A 16,436-nucleotide genomic window follows, 5' to 3' on the forward strand; every position below is an offset into this window, starting at 1 on the left:
ACCTTGCCGCGGCGGCGGATATTCAGCAATCGACAGATGTCAGATATGGAAAAGGCCGCGAAAGCGGCCTTTGTTTGTTGCACTGCGTTGCAGAAAAATGCGGCGATTACTGAGGCTGTTGCTCAGCGGCGCCCATTTTGATCTTGGCTTCTTTACGCAGGCTCGCCAGCAGCGAATCGAAGGAAACGCCGGTCGCGCCCTCTTCCATCTTGCCGACGAAGGTTTTCATTTCGTTTTCCGGCAGCGTGCCTGGCTTCACCGCATCGAGTGCGATCAGCACCACGTTGTCCTGGCGATCCTGCGACATGCCGTAAACCGGTTTGCCGTCCTGCGGGTGTGGCAGCGCGAACACGCTCTCCACCAGCTGGCTGTCTTCCGGCGCGCGCGCCATCTTCTGCACGGCGCCAAAGCTCAGGCCGGCGGCTTTCATCGCTTCGTCGCCCTTGCCCTGCTTCAGCTCAACCAGCAGCTTCTCGCCCTGCAGCTTCGCTGCCTGCAGCGCCTTGTTGCGTTTCACCAGTTCCGCCACGCGGTCTTTTACCTGGTCGAACGGTTCGATGCCTTCCGGCTTATGGCCGCTCACGCGCACCACTAAAGCGCGGTCGCCGTCTACGGTGATCACGTCGGAGTTGCTGCCCGGCGCGCCGTTCTCGCCGATCAGCGAGCCGTCGAAGATCGCCTGCACCACCGGTTTGAAGTTCAGCGCGGCAGGGATGTTGTCGCGGGTGAACCAGTCGCTTTGCGCCGCTTTCACGCCGGCCGCTTCCTCAGCCGAGGCCAAAGATTCGTTGTCGCTGGTCGCCGCTTCGCTCACCTTCTGCTGCAGCGCGTAATAGGCGTCTACCGCTTTCTCCTGCTGCACCTGCTTGGCGATAGCGTCATGCACTTCGCTCAGCGGTTTCAGTTTCTCAGGTTCGATGTCGTTCAAACGCACGATCAGGTAGCCGACGGAGGATTTCACTACGCCAGACAGCTGCCCTTTCTCGGTCAGGTTAGCCTGCTTCAGTTCGTCGGCGGTGGTTTCCGGCTCCAGCCAACCCAGCTCGCCGCCGGTGCGGCGTGAGATGATGTCGGTGGATTTTTCTTTCGCCAGGGTGGCGAAATCGGCGCCCTTCTTCAGCTCATCCAGCGCCGCGTTGGCTTCCGCCTCGGTTTTCAGCTGGATCACGCTGTAGTTTTTACGCTCCGGCTGGCCGTAGCTGCTCTTGTGCTGGTCGTAGTAAGCGTTGATGTCCTCTTCGCTCACTTTCACCTTGTCCTGCATGGACGCGGCGTCCAGCGGGATATAGCTCACCTTCACCTGCTCCGGGGCGATGAAGCTGTTCTTGTTCTGATCGTAATACGCCTTCAGTTCGTCGTCGCCGGCGCTCTGTTTCGCCTGCAGCGCTTTCAAATCGATGGTCGCCAGGCGCACGTCGCGCTCCTGCAGCACCAGCCCCGCCATGGCTTGCGATTCAGACGGCAGCACGAAACCGGACTCGCCGAAGGCCTGGATCACCTGCTGATTGACCAACTGCTGGCGCATCGACTGCGCGAAATTGTCGGCGGTGTAGCCCATGCGGCCAATCAGATCGAGATATTTGGCGTTATCGAACTGGCCGTTGGTCTGGAAGTAAGGCGCCTTGCGGATGGCGTCCTTGATCTGATCGTCGCTGACCGCCAGGCCCAGCTTCTTGGCATACTGGTCAAGCAGCATGTTGTCGATCAACTGGGACAACACCTGACGGCGCATCTGCTGCATGTAGCCTTCGTTGCCGGCCAGCGCAGAGAACTGGTCACCCAGCTGCTGCTGCATGCGGCTGCGCTCACTTTGGAAAGCCTGTTCCAGCTGAGCGCGTTCGATCGTCTGACCATTTACTTTCGCAGCATAATCGCCGGAGCCGCCGATCAGGTAGTTACCCACCCCGGTCAGAACGAATGACAGGATGATCAGGGCCAGGATGATTTTGAGCACGACGTGATTGGCAGCCGCGCGTAAATTGTCCATCATAGTGTGACAACACTCCGCTGTGATGTGGATTAACAACCCTTGCGCAGGCGCGTTCCCTGCGACAAAAATAAAAAAGCGCATCAGTCCGATGCGCCTTGTATCTTACCTTACCAGCACCGCTGCGTCAGGTGATTGTTTATTACAAAACCCTGTTACGCTAAACGGTTAGACGCTAAATCAGTTTACAGCGTCTTTCAGCGCTTTCCCTGCACGGAAGGCAGGTACTTTGGCTGCCGCGATCTTGATCTCTTTACCGGTTTGCGGGTTGCGGCCGGTACGGGCCGAACGTTCACGCACGGTAAAGGAACCGAAACCTACCAGAGCCACGTCATCCCCTGCTTTCAGGGAGTCGGTAACGGAAGCGATTACTGCGTCTAAAGCACGTCCCGCTGCCGCTTTGGAAATATCAGCACCTGCGGCAATCTTGTCGATCAGTTGTGACTTATTCACTCTATCATCCCCTCTAGAATTCTATCGTCGCACCGAAAAATCCCTACGGTTGCGACAGCGCAGCTGTTATATCAATCCCATCGAACCTTGGCAAGCCACCGACTGGGTGACAAAACGCGGGCCGACAGAGATCTAACTTAGCGGTACAAAAAAATACTGGCAAGTCCGAAATGGCTTGCCAGTATAAGTTTTATCAATGGTTTTTGCGATTCGTCACTATTTTGCCGCTACCGGCAGTGCGCCGAAGGCCGGGTTTTGCAACGCAATGTTCAAAACTTCATCGATTCGCTGCACCGGATGAATCTCCAGATCGGCGATAACATTGTCCGGAATCTCTTCCAGATCGCGCTTGTTCTCGTAAGGGATCAGCACGGTTTTGATGCCGCCGCGATGCGCCGCCAGCAGCTTCTCTTTCAGGCCGCCGATCGGCAACACCTGACCGCGCAGCGTGATCTCGCCGGTCATCGCCACATCGGCGCGTACCGGATTGCCGGTCAGGCAGGAGACCAGCGCGGTGCACATCGCGATACCGGCGCTCGGGCCATCTTTCGGCGTCGCCCCTTCCGGCACGTGCACGTGGATGTCGCGTTTCTCGTAGAAATCGGCGTTGATGCCCAATTTCTCCGCGCGCGCGCGCACCACGGTCAGCGCCGCCTGAATCGATTCCTGCATCACTTCACCCAGAGAACCGGTGTAGGTCAGCTTGCCTTTGCCCGGCACGCAGGCGGTTTCGATGGTCAGCAAATCGCCGCCCACTTCCGTCCACGCCAGCCCGGTGACTTCGCCCACGCGGTTTTCGGTATCCGCACGGCCGTAATCGACGCGCTGCACGCCCAGGTAATCCTTCAGGTTGTCGCCGTTGATCTCGATATGCTTGCGCTTTTTGTCCATCAGCAGCGTTTTCACCGCTTTACGGCACAGTTTGGAGATTTCACGCTCCAGGCTGCGCACCCCGGCTTCGCGGGTATAGAAGCGAATAATGCCGATGATGGCGCTGTCGTCGACCGTCAACTCGCCTTTTTTCAGCGCATTGCGCTCGAGCTGCTTCGGCAGCAGGTGCTGTTTGGCGATGTTGAGCTTCTCGTCCTCGGTATAACCCGACAGGCGGATCACTTCCATACGGTCCAGCAGCGGCGCAGGAATGTTCATCGAGTTCGAGGTGGCGACGAACATCACGTCGGACAGATCGTAATCCACTTCCAGGTAGTGGTCGTTGAACGCCACGTTCTGTTCCGGATCCAGCACCTCCAGCAGAGCGGAGGCCGGATCGCCGCGCATGTCGGAAGACATCTTGTCGATCTCATCCAGCAGGAACAGCGGGTTCTTCACCCCAACCTTGGCCATCTTCTGGATCAGTTTGCCCGGCATCGATCCGATGTAGGTACGACGGTGACCGCGGATTTCCGCTTCGTCACGCACGCCGCCCAGCGCCATGCGCACGTACTGGCGACCGGTCGCCTTGGCGATCGACTGCCCCAGCGAGGTTTTACCCACGCCCGGCGGCCCCACCAGACACAGGATCGGCCCCTTAATTTTGCTGACGCGGCTCTGTACCGCGAGGTACTCGAGGATGCGATCTTTCACGCGCTCCAGGCCGTAGTGATCGGTATCGAGCACTTCCTGCGCCTTGTTCAGGTCTTTTTTCACCTTGCTGCGCGCATTCCACGGCACCTGCAGCATCCAGTCGATGTAGCCGCGCACCACGGTCGCTTCCGCTGACATCGGCGACATCATCTTCAGCTTTTGCAGTTCCGCTTCGGTTTTTTCGCGCGCCTCTTTCGGCATTTTCGCCGCATCGATCTTGCGCTTCAGCGCTTCGTGCTCGTCCGGCGCGTCGTCCATCTCGCCCAGTTCTTTCTGAATCGCCTTCATCTGCTCATTCAGATAGTACTCGCGCTGGCTCTTCTCCATCTGCTTCTTGACGCGGTTGCGGATGCGTTTCTCAACCTGCAGCAGGTCGATCTCCGACTCCATCATCGCCATCAGGTATTCCAGACGCTCGGTGATGTCGGACATCTCGAGCACCGACTGCTTATCGCTGAGTTTCAGCGGCATATGGGCGGCGATGGTGTCCGCCAGGCGCGCGGCGTCGTCGATGCTGTTGAGTGAAGTCAGCACCTCCGGCGGGATTTTTTTGTTCAGTTTGATATAGCCTTCAAACTGATTGATCGCGGTGCGCACCAGCACTTCCTGCTCGCGCTCGTCGATAGCCGGCGACTCTAGGTATTCCGCCTGCGCGGCGAAATGCTCACCGCTGTCGGACAGCGTAGTGATGCGTGCGCGCTGCAGCCCCTCGACCAGCACTTTTACCGTGCCGTCCGGCAGCTTCAGCATCTGCAGGATCGACGCTACGGTGCCGACCGAGAACAAGTCGTTAATGCCAGGTTCATCCGTTGAGGCCTCTTTCTGTGCCACCAGCATGATCTTCTTATCGTGATCCATTGCGGCTTCGAGGCACCGAATCGATTTTTCCCGGCCAACAAATAACGGGATCACCATGTGCGGATAAACCACCACGTCGCGCAATGGCAAAACGGGGATTTCAATGCGTTCGGAACGCTCAGGGTTCATAGAGCTCTCTCTTAGTTTAATTTCCGCCAGGTTGAGGGGGAATCTCATGAGACGCAAGCATCTAACGTTTCATAAAATCTGGTTAATGAGTATATGGGGATGAATCTCTTACATTCAACGGCAAGAATGCAGGAAAAAGAAATGGGGGATGAAATCCCCCATTTTGCTGATAACGCGCTGGTTTAACTGGCTAATTATTCGCCAGACGCCTGGGCTTCAGGCTTGCCGTAAATCAGCAGCGGTTTGGATTGGCCGGCGATCACCGACTCGTCGATCACCACTTTGTCTACGCTGTCCATCGACGGCAGATCGTACATGGTGTCGAGCAGCGCGCCTTCCACGATGGAACGCAGGCCGCGGGCGCCGGTTTTGCGCGCCATGGCTTTCTTGGCGATGGCGTTCAGCGCTTCGTCGCGGAACTCCAGCTCTACGCCTTCCAGATTGAACAGCGCCTGATACTGCTTGGTCAGGGCGTTCTTCGGCTCTTTCAGGATCTGAATCAGCGCGTCCTCGCTCAGCTCGCTCAGGGTCGCCACCACCGGCAGACGGCCGATGAACTCAGGGATCAGACCAAACTTGATCAAATCTTCCGGTTCGGCCTGCAGCAGCAGTTCACCTTCGGTGGCCTTCTCGGACTCGCCCTTGACGGTCGCGCCGAAGCCGATGCCGGAGCCGGTGTTGACGCGTTGACCGATCACCTTATCCAGGCCGGCAAATGCGCCGCCGCAGATAAACAGGATCTTGGAAGTATCGACCTGCAGGAATTCCTGTTGCGGATGCTTGCGCCCGCCCTGCGGCGGAACCGCGGCGATGGTGCCTTCAATCAGCTTCAGCAGCGCCTGCTGCACGCCTTCACCCGAGACGTCACGCGTGATCGACGGGTTGTCGGACTTACGGGAAATCTTATCGATTTCATCGATATAAACGATGCCGCGCTGCGCTTTCTGCACGTCATAGTCACATTTTTGCAACAGCTTCTGGATAATATTTTCCACGTCCTCGCCCACGTAACCGGCTTCGGTCAGCGTGGTGGCGTCGGCCATGGTGAACGGCACGTCCAGGAAGCGCGCCAGCGTTTCCGCCAGCAGCGTCTTGCCGCTGCCGGTCGGGCCGATCAGCAAGATGTTGCTCTTGCCCAACTCGATACCGTTGCTGGTATCGCCGTTGCGCAGGCGTTTGTAGTGGTTGTACACCGCAACCGCCAGCACTTTCTTCGCCTGCTCCTGGCCGATGACGTAGTCATCCAGGTGGTGGCGAATTTCGTGTGGCGTCGGCAGCGCACTGCGCTCACGATGCGGGGCAACTTCTTTAATCTCTTCGCGAATAATGTCGTTACACAGATCGACACATTCATCGCAGATATACACTGACGGCCCGGCAATCAGCTTACGCACTTCATGCTGGCTTTTGCCGCAAAAAGAGCAGTACAGCAGCTTTCCTGAACCGTCTTTGCGCTTATCTGTCATCAGTCAAACCTCTTCTTTAGTCTTGTCCCGCAGGAAAATCACGGCGGCAGTGCGCCCAAACTCATATCGGGAACGCCGAGGGGCTACAACAGAGCGAGCCCCTGCCCACTCTGATTACTATAGTCCATCGGCGCCGCGTGGTTCTAGCTGCGGTGTGTCAGAATGCCGTCAACCAGGCCGTATTCCACGGCTTCTTCCGCGGTCATAAAGCGATCGCGCTCGGTATCGCGCTCGATCTGCTCCAGCGGCTGGCCGGTATGCTCGGCCATCAGTTCATTCATGCGCGCTTTCACCTTGAGGATTTCACGCGCGTGGATTTCGATGTCCGTCGCCTGGCCCTGGTAGCCGCCCAACGGCTGGTGAATCATCACGCGCGAGTTCGGCAGGCAGAAACGTTTGCCTTTGGCGCCCGCGGTCAGCAGGAAGGAGCCCATCGAGCACGCCTGCCCCATACAGATGGTGCTGACGTCCGGCTTGATGAACTTCATGGTGTCGTAAATCGACATGCCCGCGGTGATCACCCCGCCCGGCGAGTTGATGTAGAGGAAAATGTCTTTTTCCGGGCTTTCCGCTTCGAGGAACAGCATTTGCGCCACGATCAGGTTGGCCATGTGATCTTCCACCTGGCCGGTCAGGAAAATGATGCGCTCTTTCAGCAGGCGGGAATAGATGTCGTAAGAACGCTCCCCGCGTGAAGTCTGCTCTACCACCATCGGCACCAGCGCCATGTTCGGTGCAAATTGATCTCGTTCGCCACTGTATGACATTACCGTCTCCTAATAGAAATTGCCTTGGCGGCCAGGGTGTCACCCTAATACGCCGATTCTACTTGAGAACGGCCATGATGACTATGCTCAAGCATTCGACCCGCGCCACACGTACCCGACGGTTATTTCATCCCGCGCACTTTGGCAAACAGCCCCAGAATTATTCTTTACAGATTGGGGGAGCCCGGCGCGATTTCAAGCCCAGAGGCCGATTTTCTCCGCGCGCCGGAAACGATGCCGTTATTCTGACCGTTATCATGCCAGCCAGTTCCCCAGGCAACAGGGTAAATATAGTGCATATTGCCCCGCTTAACCTGAGATTAATCAGCAACGTGGCAAAAAGAAAAGCCCGCAACCTGAGGTTGCGGGCTTTTTCATCGTGCGCCGGTTCGCCAGGCGAAACCGGGGGCGCCGTTCATCGCGCCCGGCACGCAGGCATTACGCCTGTTGAGTCTGGTTCATCAGCTCGCTGAAGGTAGTGGCTTTTTCAGTCACTTTCGCTTTTGCCAGCAGGGCTTCAACCGCTTGCTCTTCCAGAGCCACGTTGCGCATGTTGTTCATCAGCTCTTTGTTTTTGCTGTAGAACTCGATGACTTCGCTCGGATCTTCGTAGGCGGAGGCCATTTCTTCGATCAGCGTCTTCACGCGGTCTTCGTCAGCTTTCAGGTCGTTGGTGCTGATCACTTCGCCCAACAGCAGGCCAACCACTACGCGGCGTTTCGCCTGCTCTTCGAACAGTTCACGTGGCAGTTCCAGCGCTTGCTTCTCGTTGCCGCCGAAACGCTGTGCAGCCTGACGACGCAGCACGTCGATTTCGCCGTCGATCAGGGCAGCAGGCACGTCGATTTCGTTCGCGCTCACCAGGCCTTCGATCGCCTGAGACTTGATGCGGTTACGCACGGCGCCTTTCAGCTCGCGCTCCATGTTCTTGCGAACCTCGGTGCGCAGGCCGGCAACGGAACCGTCCGCCACGCCGAAACGCTTGATGAACTCTTCGGTCAGTTCCGGCAGCTCGCGCTCTTCAACTTTCTTCAGCACGATAGCGAATTTGGCCGCTTTGCCCTTCAGGTTTTCCGCATGGTAGTCTTCCGGGAAGTTCACGTCGATGGAGAACTCTTCGCCCGCTTTGTGACCGACCAGGCCTTCTTCGAAGCCTGGGATCATGCGGCCCTGGCCCATTGCCAGCACGAAGTCGGACGCTTTGCCGCCTTCGAACTCTTCACCGTCGATAGAACCGGTGAAGTCAACGGTCACGCGATCTTCAGCTTCCGCCGCGCGATCGGTTTCTTTCCAGGTGGCCTGCTGCTTGCGCAGGGTATCCAGCATCGCGTCGACGTCTTCGTCGTTCACTTCAACTACAGGTTTTTCGACTTCGATGTTTTCCAGGCCTTTCAGCTCAACTTCTGGATACACTTCGAATTCAACGGCGAAAGTGAAGTCTTCACCTTCTTTGTACTCGCCCGGCACGTAGTTTGGTGCGCCGGCCGGATTAATCTTTTCTTTGATGATCGCGTCAACGAAGCTGCGCTGCATTGCTTCGCCCAGCACGTCCTGACGAACAGAGGCGCCGTAACGCTGTTCCACGATGTTCATCGGCACTTTGCCTTTGCGGAAGCCGTCGATACGCACGCTTTTCGCTGCGTTGATCAGCTCTTTCTTCACCGCCTGCTTGATAGTATCAGCCGGTACAGTAATAGAGAGACGGCGCCCAAGGCCTTGAGTGGTTTCTACTGAAACTTGCATCTTGTTACCTCAAAAAAATCACAGTGCTCGGTCAACTCCGTTCCAAGAACCAGGACGGCTACAGATAAGAACCGAGTTCCCTGATGACAGAAGCGTCCCGAAACCATTCCGGAAAAATAAGACGCGACATTATAGCGGCGCATGCGTGGCGAGTCGAGGAAAGCTAGGCGGCGCAGGCGCGCTAAAACTCACACTTTTGCCGATTCGATCGCCCAAAGGCCGCCAAAACAGACCGAACGTTGGCCACATTGCGCGTCGGCCGTGTCGTCGTCAAAAACAGAAACGGCCCGCAGGCCGTTTCAAAATTCGTCAGTAGTAATACCCTAATTCAAGGGCAAAGTTCCACTGATACCTGAAAATTTCCCCCTCAGGCCAGCGTGCCGGCGCCGCGGCACGGCGGCGAGGCCGGCACGGTATCCTGCAGACCTTCCCACTCTTTGAGCGTATAGGTGTGCAGCGCCAGCGCGTGTACGCCGTCCGCCAGCTCCTCCGACAATACGCCGTAGATGGAGCGGTGGCGCGTCAAAAAACGTTCGCCGACGAAGCGATCGCTGACCAATACCACTTTGAAATGGCTTTCTGAACCCGCCGGAACGTTATGACGATAGCTTTCATCAACGACTTCCAGATACGCGGGCTCAAACGCCGCCCTTAACTTTGCTTCTATTTGCTCGCGAATCATAGGATCTCCTTACAACACCGGCAGAGGACCGTGCCCATCTAGTTCAATATTAGCCGGTTTTCCCCCGTTTAGACCATCGCCGGGACAAATTTCTCTTTTCTGCGGTCAAATGATGAGCGCCATCCCCGCCGCTTGGGGGATTATCCGATTGAGCGGGCCAAAAAAGCGTGTTTTTATCAACGGCAGGTAAAAATTTGTCACTCAGGCGCCTTCCGCGCTTCCACCGCACGGCGGCGATGCTATGATGTCGGCAATTTGTTGTCGGCTATCCCGCTCTGATTATTGCTAAATCCATCGAGAATGAGACAGAAAACATGTTAAAGAAACTTTGTCTTCCTTTGCTGGCCGCCCTGCTGCTGGCCGGCTGCGCGACCAGCAGCAACACCCTGAACGTCACGCCGAAAATCGTTCTGCCGCAGCAGGATCCTACCCTGCAGGGCATCACTGTCAGCATCAACGGCGCGGATCAGCGCACCGACCAGGCGCTGGCCAAGGTGAACCGCGACGGCCAGTTGGTCACGCTGACGCCATCGCGCGATCTGCGTTTCCTGCTGCAGGAAGTGCTGGAGAAACAGATGGGCGCACGCGGCTACATGATCGGTGCCGACGGCCCGGTGGCGCTGCAAATCGTCGTCAATAACCTGTACGCGGACGTCGCCGAAGGTAACCTGCGCTACAACATCACCACCAAAGCCGACATTTCGATCATCGCCCAGGCGAAGAACGGCAACAAGCAGGTGAAGAATTACCGCTCGACCTATAACGTACAGGGCGCCTTCACGGCGACCAACGAGAAGATCACCGACGCCGTCAACTCCGTGCTGGGCGACGTGATCGCCGACATGGCTCAGGACACCAGCGTCAACGATTTCATCAAGCAAAACGCGCGCTAATCGGCGCGCCTGGCGCCGCCCGGCGGATCGGGCGGCGCAGACAGGGAACTCATGTCGAAACACTATCTGAACATCTTCACCCAGCGTAACTCCGCCATTCTGCTGCTGCTGGGCTTCGCGTCGGGTCTGCCGCTGGCATTGACCTCCGGCACGCTGCAAGCCTGGATGACCGTCGAAAATATCGATCTGAAAACCATCGGCATCTTCTCGCTGGTGGGCCAGGCCTATGTCTTCAAATTCCTCTGGTCACCGTTCATGGACCGCTATACCCCGCCGTTTCTCGGGCGGCGGCGCGGTTGGCTGCTGATCAGCCAGCTGTTGCTGGTGGCGGCGATTGTGGCGATGGGCTTTATGCAGCCCGCGCAGCACCTGTGGTGGCTGGCGGCGTTAGCGGTGCTGGTGGCGTTCTGCTCCGCCTCGCAAGATATCGTGTTCGACGCCTATAAAACCGATCTGCTGAAAGCCGAAGAACGCGGCACGGGCGCGGCGATCTCGGTGCTGGGTTATCGGCTGGCGATGCTGGTTTCCGGCGGCCTGGCGCTGTGGCTGGCGGATCGCTATTTCGGCTGGCAAGCCACCTACTGGCTGATGGCCGGATTGATGCTGATCGGCGTGGCCGCCACGCTGCTGGCGCCGGAGCCGGATGAAAGCATCCCGGCGCCGCGCACCATGGAACAGGCGGTCGTCGCGCCGCTGCGCGATTTCTTCGGCCGCAACAACGCCTGGCTGATCCTGCTGCTGATCGTGATGTATAAAATGGGCGACGCCTTCGCCGGCAGCCTGAGTACCACCTTCCTGATCCGCGGCGTGGGGTTCGACGCCGGTGAAGTCGGGCTGGTGAACAAAACCCTCGGCCTGTTCGCGACCATCGTCGGCGCCCTGTTCGGCGGCGTGCTGATGCAGCGTCTCAGCCTGTTCCGCGCGCTGATGCTGTTCGGCGTCCTGCAGGCGGTCTCCAATCTCGGGTATTGGATCCTGGCGGTGACCGACAAGAGCCTGCTCACCATGGGCAGCGCCATCTTCCTCGAAAATCTGTGTGGCGGCATGGGCACCGCGGCCTTCGTGGCGCTGCTGATGACGCTGTGCAACCGGTCGTTCTCCGCCACCCAGTTCGCGCTGCTGTCGGCGCTGTCCGCCGTAGGGCGCGTCTATGTCGGCCCGATCGCCGGCTGGTTCGTTGAAGCCCACGGTTGGCCGTTGTTCTACCTGTTCTCTATCGCCGCTGCCCTGCCCGGCTTGCTGCTGCTCGCTATCTGTCGTCAGACGCTGGAGCACACCCAGCAGCATGGCAATTTTATGCCGCGCACCGAGTTTTCAGAATCTTACCGTTGGGCGCTGCGCTTGCTGACGCTAGGCTGTTCGCTGTTGGGCCTGTGGTTGCTGTTGCTTATCGCCAATGCGCTGGATTGGACGCAGGCCCCGCAGTTGGCCGATCGGCTGCTGCAGGTCGGCGCCGCGCTGAGCTTGCTCGGCGTCGCCATGGGCAGTACTTTGGATTACCTCGCCCTGCGCCGCACCCGTTTGGCATAATCTGAACGGCCGGTGATTTCGCCGGCCGAAAAAAAAGCGATCCGGGGGAATATTTATTTCGGTAAAAAAAGATAATCGGCGCGGAAATTATTTTTTTATCCGACTGCCGCACTCGGAAATAAAATTAAATTCACCTTTAAGACACAATTATTTTACATTAAATAAACCTTTTCTGCGTATTTCCCCGTCGCGCATTTCTTCACCAAATTCATCATACCTTTAGTTTTCCTTAACATACGGGCTGCTCGTCACGATTCAGCGTGCCAACGCGTTGTTGTCATTGGTAAATTGTCACGCAGGGTTACATCTGTGACCCCCTTAACAGAAAGTGTCAACAAGCCGCTGACACTCCCTTAAGCATGTTTACAGTACTGCAACCTTCCCGTAAAATGCCCGCACACATGAAACGACAATTGAGCCTTTGTTATTGAGGTCGTTAGATGAGACTTAAGAAATACAATAAAAGTATTGGGATGCTGTCATTAATCGCAGGCACTGTATTGCTCAGTGGCTGCGATATGGTTTTGATGAATCCCAAAGGAGCAATTGGTGTTGAGCAACGGACACTGATTATCACTGCAATCGCATTGATGTTGATCGTGGTGGTGCCAGTTATCTTCATGGCGTTCGCCTTTGCCTGGAAGTATCGCGCTTCCAACAAAGACGCCAAGTACAGTCCGAACTGGGCCCACTCCAACAAGATCGAAGCGGTCGTCTGGACCATTCCTATCATTATCATCGCCATCCTTGGCACCATTACCTGGAAGACCACCCACGAACTCGATCCGTTCAAGCCGATTGTCACCGACAAGAAGCCGATGACGATCGAAGTGGTGTCGCTCGACTGGAAATGGCTGTTCATCTACCCGGAACAAGGCATTGCGACCGTTAATGAGCTGGCTTTCCCGAAAGATGTTCCAGTCGAATTCAAGATCACCTCTAACTCGGTAATGAACTCGTTCTTTATCCCGCAGTTGGGTGGACAGATTTATGCGATGGCCGGGATGCAGACCAAACTGCACCTGATCGGCAACGAAGCCGGTGCCTACAAAGGCATCTCCAGCAGCTACAGCGGCGCAGGCTTCTCCGGTATGAAATTCACCGCGATCGTTACCCCGACCGAAGGCGACTTCGATCAGTGGGTGGCCAAGGTGAAGGCATCGTCTAAAAACCTGAACACCACCGACGACTTTAACAAACTGGCAGAGCCGAGTGAAAACAACCCGGTTGAGTACTTTGCCGCTGTCAAACCGAATTTGTTCAAAGAAACAATTGCCAAATTCATGGGCGACATGGATATGCACAAGGGCGCTGGCGCGCACGAAGGCATGGACATGAGCCAAGGTATGGACATGGGTGAACATGCTGCTCACGCCGGAGCCGAGGAATAACTGATGTTGGGAAAATTAACACTTGATGCGGTTCCGTACCACGAACCGATCATCATGGTCACCGTAGCCGCAATTATTGTCGGGGGCCTGGCAGTGCTGGCGCTGCTGACGTATTTCGGTAAATGGAAGTGGCTGTGGAGCGAATGGCTGACTTCGGTCGACCATAAAAAAATTGGTATCATGTACATCATCGTGGCGATGGTCATGCTGCTGCGCGGCTTTGCCGACGCCATCATGATGCGTAGCCAGCAGGCGTTGGCGTCCGCCGGCGAAGCCGGGTTCCTGCCGCCGCACCACTACGACCAGATCTTCACCGCGCACGGCGTCATCATGATCTTCTTCATGGCGATGCCTTTCGTGGTTGGCCTGATGAACGTTGTGGTGCCGCTGCAAATCGGTGCGCGCGACGTCGCCTTCCCGTTCCTGAACTCCCTGAGCTTCTGGTTCTTCGTGGTGGGCGTGGTGCTGATCAACATCTCCCTGGGGGTCGGTGAGTTCGCTCAGACCGGTTGGCTGGCGTATCCGCCGCTGTCGGGTAAAGAGTACAGTCCTGGCGTCGGGGTCGATTACTGGATCTGGAGTCTGCAGATTTCCGGTCTGGGTACCCTGCTGACCGGCGTGAACTTCTTCGCCACCATTCTGAAGATGCGTGCCCCTGGCATGCCTATGATGAAGATGCCGGTGTTCACCTGGGCGGCGCTGTGTACCAACGTCCTGATCATCGTTTCTTTCCCAATTCTGACCGTCACCATCGCGCTGCTGACCCTGGATCGCTATCTGGGCACCCATTTCTTCACCAATGATATGGGCGGCAACATGATGATGTACATCAACCTGATTTGGGCCTGGGGTCACCCAGAGGTGTATATCCTGGTTCTGCCGGTGTTCGGCGTGTTCTCCGAAGTCACCGCGACCTTCTCCAGAAAACGCCTGTTCGGCTATACCTCACTGGTATGGGCAACCATCGCGATCACCGTTCTGTCGTTCATCGTCTGGCTGCACCACTTCTTCACCATGGGGTCCGGCGCGAACGTTAACGCCTTCTTCGGTATCGCCACCATGATCATTTCCATCCCGACCGGGGTGAAAATCTTCAACTGGCTGTTCACCATGTATCAGGGCCGCATCAAGCTCAACTCCGCAATGCTGTGGACCGTTGGCTTCATCATCACCTTCTCCGTGGGTGGTATGACCGGCGTTCTGCTGGCGGTTCCGGGCGCGAACTTCGTGCTGCACAACAGCCTGTTCCTGATCGCGCACTTCCACAACGTCATCATCGGCGGCGTGGTGTTCGGTTGCTTCGCGGGCCTGACCTACTGGTTCCCGAAATCCTTCGGCTTCACGCTGAACGAAAAATGGGGCATCCGCGCGTTCTGGTTCTGGATCATCGGCTTCTTCACCGCCTTTATGCCGCTGTACGCATTGGGCTTTATGGGCATGACCCGTCGTATCAGCCAGAACATCAACCCTGAGTTCCACCCTCTGCTGCTGGTTGCAGCCGGCGGTGCGGCGCTGATCGCCTGCGGCATCCTGTGCCAGCTGACCCAGATCTTCGTCAGTATCCGTGACCGCGAACAGAACCGCGATCTGACCGGTGACCCATGGGGTGCTCGTACTCTGGAGTGGTCAACCTCGTCTCCACCGCCGTTCTATAACTTTGCCGTAGTGCCGCAGATTCATGACCGTGATGAATTCTGGGACATGAAAGAAAAAGGTGAAGCCTATAAGAAACCGGCTAAATACGAACCGATTCATATGCCTAAGAACACCGGTGCCGGCGTTATCATCGCCTTCTTCAGCCTGGTATTCGGTTTCGCAATGATTTGGGAAATCTGGTGGATGGCTCTGGCCGGCTTCATCGGTATGATCGTTGTCTGGATCGGCAAGAGCTTCGATCACGATGTTGACTACTATGTGCAGGTTGATGAAATCGAGCGCATTGAGAACCAACACTACGAACAAATCCGTAAAGCAGGCGTGAACCATGTCAACTGAAACTCTGACCAATCATAACGCAGCCCATGCAGAGCATGGGCACCACGACGCGGGAGAGACCAAAGTCTTCGGATTCTGGATCTACCTGATGAGCGACTGTATTTTGTTTGCGAGCTTGTTCGCGACTTATGCAGTCCTGGTGAACGGGACCGCTGGCGGTCCCTCAGGCAAAGACATCTTCGACCTGAAGTTTGTCCTGGTCGAAACTTTCCTGCTGTTGTTCAGCTCCATCACCTACGGCATGGCGATGATCGCCATGAACAAGGGTAAAGTTGGCGGTGTAAACACCTGGTTGTTCCTGACCTTCCTGTTTGGTCTGGGCTTCGTGGCGATGGAAATCTATGAATTCCATCACCTGATCGCCGAAGGCTTCGGGCCGGATCGCAGCGCGTTCCTGTCCAGCTTCTTCGCGCTGGTCGGCACCCACGGTCTGCACGTGACTTCCGGCCTGATTTGGATCATCGTGCTGATGATTCAGGTGAGCAAGTTCGGCCTGACCGCGACCAACAAAACCCGCCTGATGTGCCTGAGCCTGTTCTGGCACTTCCTGGACGTGGTCTGGATCTGCGTATTTACCGTTGTCTACCTGCTGGGGGTTATGTAATGAGCCATTCATCCCATGAAACCTCTCACGGCGGCGCAAGCCACGGCAGCGTGAAGTCATACCTGATCGGCTTTATCCTGTCGATCATCCTGACGGTAATTCCATTTGCGATGGTAATGAACGGCACTGCCTCTCATTCCACCATCCTGGCGGTTGTTGTCGGTATGGCGGTTATCCAGGTGATTGTTCACCTGGTTTACTTCCTGCACATGAACACCTCATCGGAAGAGCGCTGGAACCTGGTGGCATTGCTGTTCACCGCTATGATCATCGGTATCGTTGTTGTAGGTTCACTCTGGATTATGTACAACCTCAACATCAATATGATGGTCGATTAAGAGCTGAGCTGCACGT

The 16,436-nt window shown here is 56.7% G+C and carries 13 protein-coding genes; 6 read left to right on the top strand and 7 right to left on the bottom strand.

Annotated elements, in window-relative coordinates; genetic code table 11:
* Positions 1-106 precede the first annotated feature (106 nt).
* From ppiD to bolA, 7 genes are all read right to left on the bottom strand, one after another.
* On the bottom strand, positions 107-1,990 hold the full coding sequence (ppiD, locus tag L085_RS23230; protein ID WP_044031833.1) for a peptidylprolyl isomerase: 1,884 nt from the start codon (positions 1,988-1,990) through the stop codon (positions 107-109).
* 177 nt (positions 1,991-2,167) lie between these two features.
* Positions 2,168-2,440: a nucleoid-associated protein HU-beta gene (hupB, locus tag L085_RS23235; protein ID WP_004940351.1), complete on the bottom strand. Its 273-nt coding sequence runs from the start codon at positions 2,438-2,440 to the stop codon at positions 2,168-2,170.
* Between the two features lie 216 nt (positions 2,441-2,656).
* Complete coding sequence (gene lon, locus L085_RS23240; RefSeq protein ID WP_004940352.1) at positions 2,657-5,011, bottom strand: endopeptidase La; 2,355 nt, start codon at positions 5,009-5,011, stop codon at positions 2,657-2,659.
* A 194-nt stretch (positions 5,012-5,205) separates the two neighbouring features.
* Entirely contained in the window at positions 5,206-6,477 is a 1,272-nt protein-coding gene (gene clpX, locus L085_RS23245; protein WP_004940354.1) for an ATP-dependent protease ATP-binding subunit ClpX, read from the bottom strand.
* A 143-nt stretch (positions 6,478-6,620) separates the two neighbouring features.
* On the bottom strand, positions 6,621-7,244 hold the full coding sequence (clpP, locus tag L085_RS23250) for an ATP-dependent Clp endopeptidase proteolytic subunit ClpP (RefSeq protein ID WP_016928858.1): 624 nt from the start codon (positions 7,242-7,244) through the stop codon (positions 6,621-6,623).
* Positions 7,245-7,682: 438 nt separating this feature from the next.
* A complete protein-coding gene (tig, locus tag L085_RS23255; RefSeq protein ID WP_031300019.1) occupies positions 7,683-8,987 on the bottom strand; it encodes a trigger factor in 1,305 nt (434 codons plus the stop codon).
* Between the two features lie 367 nt (positions 8,988-9,354).
* Positions 9,355-9,669: a transcriptional regulator BolA gene (gene bolA / locus L085_RS23260; RefSeq protein WP_004940361.1), complete on the bottom strand. Its 315-nt coding sequence runs from the start codon at positions 9,667-9,669 to the stop codon at positions 9,355-9,357.
* A 314-nt stretch (positions 9,670-9,983) separates the two neighbouring features.
* On the opposite strand from bolA, the gene L085_RS23265 reads away from it, so the two are divergent.
* The 6 genes from L085_RS23265 (at position 9,984) to L085_RS23290 (ending at position 16,420) form a co-directional block, all read left to right on the top strand.
* Positions 9,984-10,562 (top strand): lipoprotein, encoded by a 579-nt coding sequence (locus L085_RS23265; protein WP_004940363.1) that lies wholly within the window; start codon positions 9,984-9,986, stop codon positions 10,560-10,562.
* A 51-nt stretch (positions 10,563-10,613) separates the two neighbouring features.
* Entirely contained in the window at positions 10,614-12,092 is a 1,479-nt protein-coding gene (gene ampG, locus L085_RS23270) for a muropeptide MFS transporter AmpG (RefSeq protein WP_044031834.1), read from the top strand.
* Positions 12,093-12,532: 440 nt separating this feature from the next.
* Positions 12,533-13,483, top strand: coding sequence for a cytochrome o ubiquinol oxidase subunit II (cyoA, locus tag L085_RS23275; RefSeq protein ID WP_004940365.1), 951 nt, complete (start codon positions 12,533-12,535; stop codon positions 13,481-13,483).
* 3 nt (positions 13,484-13,486) lie between these two features.
* Positions 13,487-15,478 carry a cytochrome o ubiquinol oxidase subunit I gene (gene cyoB, locus L085_RS23280; protein WP_004940366.1) on the top strand — a complete coding sequence of 664 codons (1,992 nt, stop codon included), beginning with the start codon at positions 13,487-13,489 and terminating at the stop codon, positions 15,476-15,478.
* Positions 15,468-16,082: a cytochrome o ubiquinol oxidase subunit III gene (locus L085_RS23285; protein ID WP_004940367.1), complete on the top strand. Its 615-nt coding sequence runs from the start codon at positions 15,468-15,470 to the stop codon at positions 16,080-16,082. Before cyoB ends, L085_RS23285 begins: the two co-directional genes overlap by 11 nt.
* The gene (locus L085_RS23290) at positions 16,082-16,420 is read left to right on the top strand and encodes a cytochrome o ubiquinol oxidase subunit IV (protein WP_004940369.1); all 339 of its coding nucleotides are present in this window, start codon (positions 16,082-16,084) and stop codon (positions 16,418-16,420) included. Before L085_RS23285 ends, L085_RS23290 begins: the two co-directional genes overlap by 1 nt.
* The last annotated feature ends 16 nt before the right edge of the window (positions 16,421-16,436 follow it).

The organism is Serratia sp. FS14 (genome assembly GCF_000695995.1).
Lineage (GTDB): Bacteria > Pseudomonadota > Gammaproteobacteria > Enterobacterales > Enterobacteriaceae > Serratia > Serratia nematodiphila.

What these genes read in the sequence shown, in the direction of transcription:
- L085_RS23265 (WP_004940363.1), top strand. Translation starts at nt 9,984, where the DNA reads ATGTTAAAGAAACTTTGTCTTCCTTTGCTGGCCGCCCTGCTGCTGGCC.
- L085_RS23290 (WP_004940369.1), top strand. Translation starts at nt 16,082, where the DNA reads ATGAGCCATTCATCCCATGAAACCTCTCACGGCGGCGCAAGCCACGGC.
- clpX (WP_004940354.1), bottom strand. Translation starts at nt 6,477, where the DNA reads ATGACAGATAAGCGCAAAGACGGTTCAGGAAAGCTGCTGTACTGCTCT.
- ampG (WP_044031834.1), top strand. Translation starts at nt 10,614, where the DNA reads ATGTCGAAACACTATCTGAACATCTTCACCCAGCGTAACTCCGCCATT.
- cyoA (WP_004940365.1), top strand. Translation starts at nt 12,533, where the DNA reads ATGAGACTTAAGAAATACAATAAAAGTATTGGGATGCTGTCATTAATC.
- cyoB (WP_004940366.1), top strand. Translation starts at nt 13,487, where the DNA reads ATGTTGGGAAAATTAACACTTGATGCGGTTCCGTACCACGAACCGATC.
- lon (WP_004940352.1), bottom strand. Translation starts at nt 5,011, where the DNA reads ATGAACCCTGAGCGTTCCGAACGCATTGAAATCCCCGTTTTGCCATTG.
- clpP (WP_016928858.1), bottom strand. Translation starts at nt 7,244, where the DNA reads ATGTCATACAGTGGCGAACGAGATCAATTTGCACCGAACATGGCGCTG.
- L085_RS23285 (WP_004940367.1), top strand. Translation starts at nt 15,468, where the DNA reads ATGTCAACTGAAACTCTGACCAATCATAACGCAGCCCATGCAGAGCAT.
- bolA (WP_004940361.1), bottom strand. Translation starts at nt 9,669, where the DNA reads ATGATTCGCGAGCAAATAGAAGCAAAGTTAAGGGCGGCGTTTGAGCCC.
- tig (WP_031300019.1), bottom strand. Translation starts at nt 8,987, where the DNA reads ATGCAAGTTTCAGTAGAAACCACTCAAGGCCTTGGGCGCCGTCTCTCT.
- ppiD (WP_044031833.1), bottom strand. Translation starts at nt 1,990, where the DNA reads ATGATGGACAATTTACGCGCGGCTGCCAATCACGTCGTGCTCAAAATC.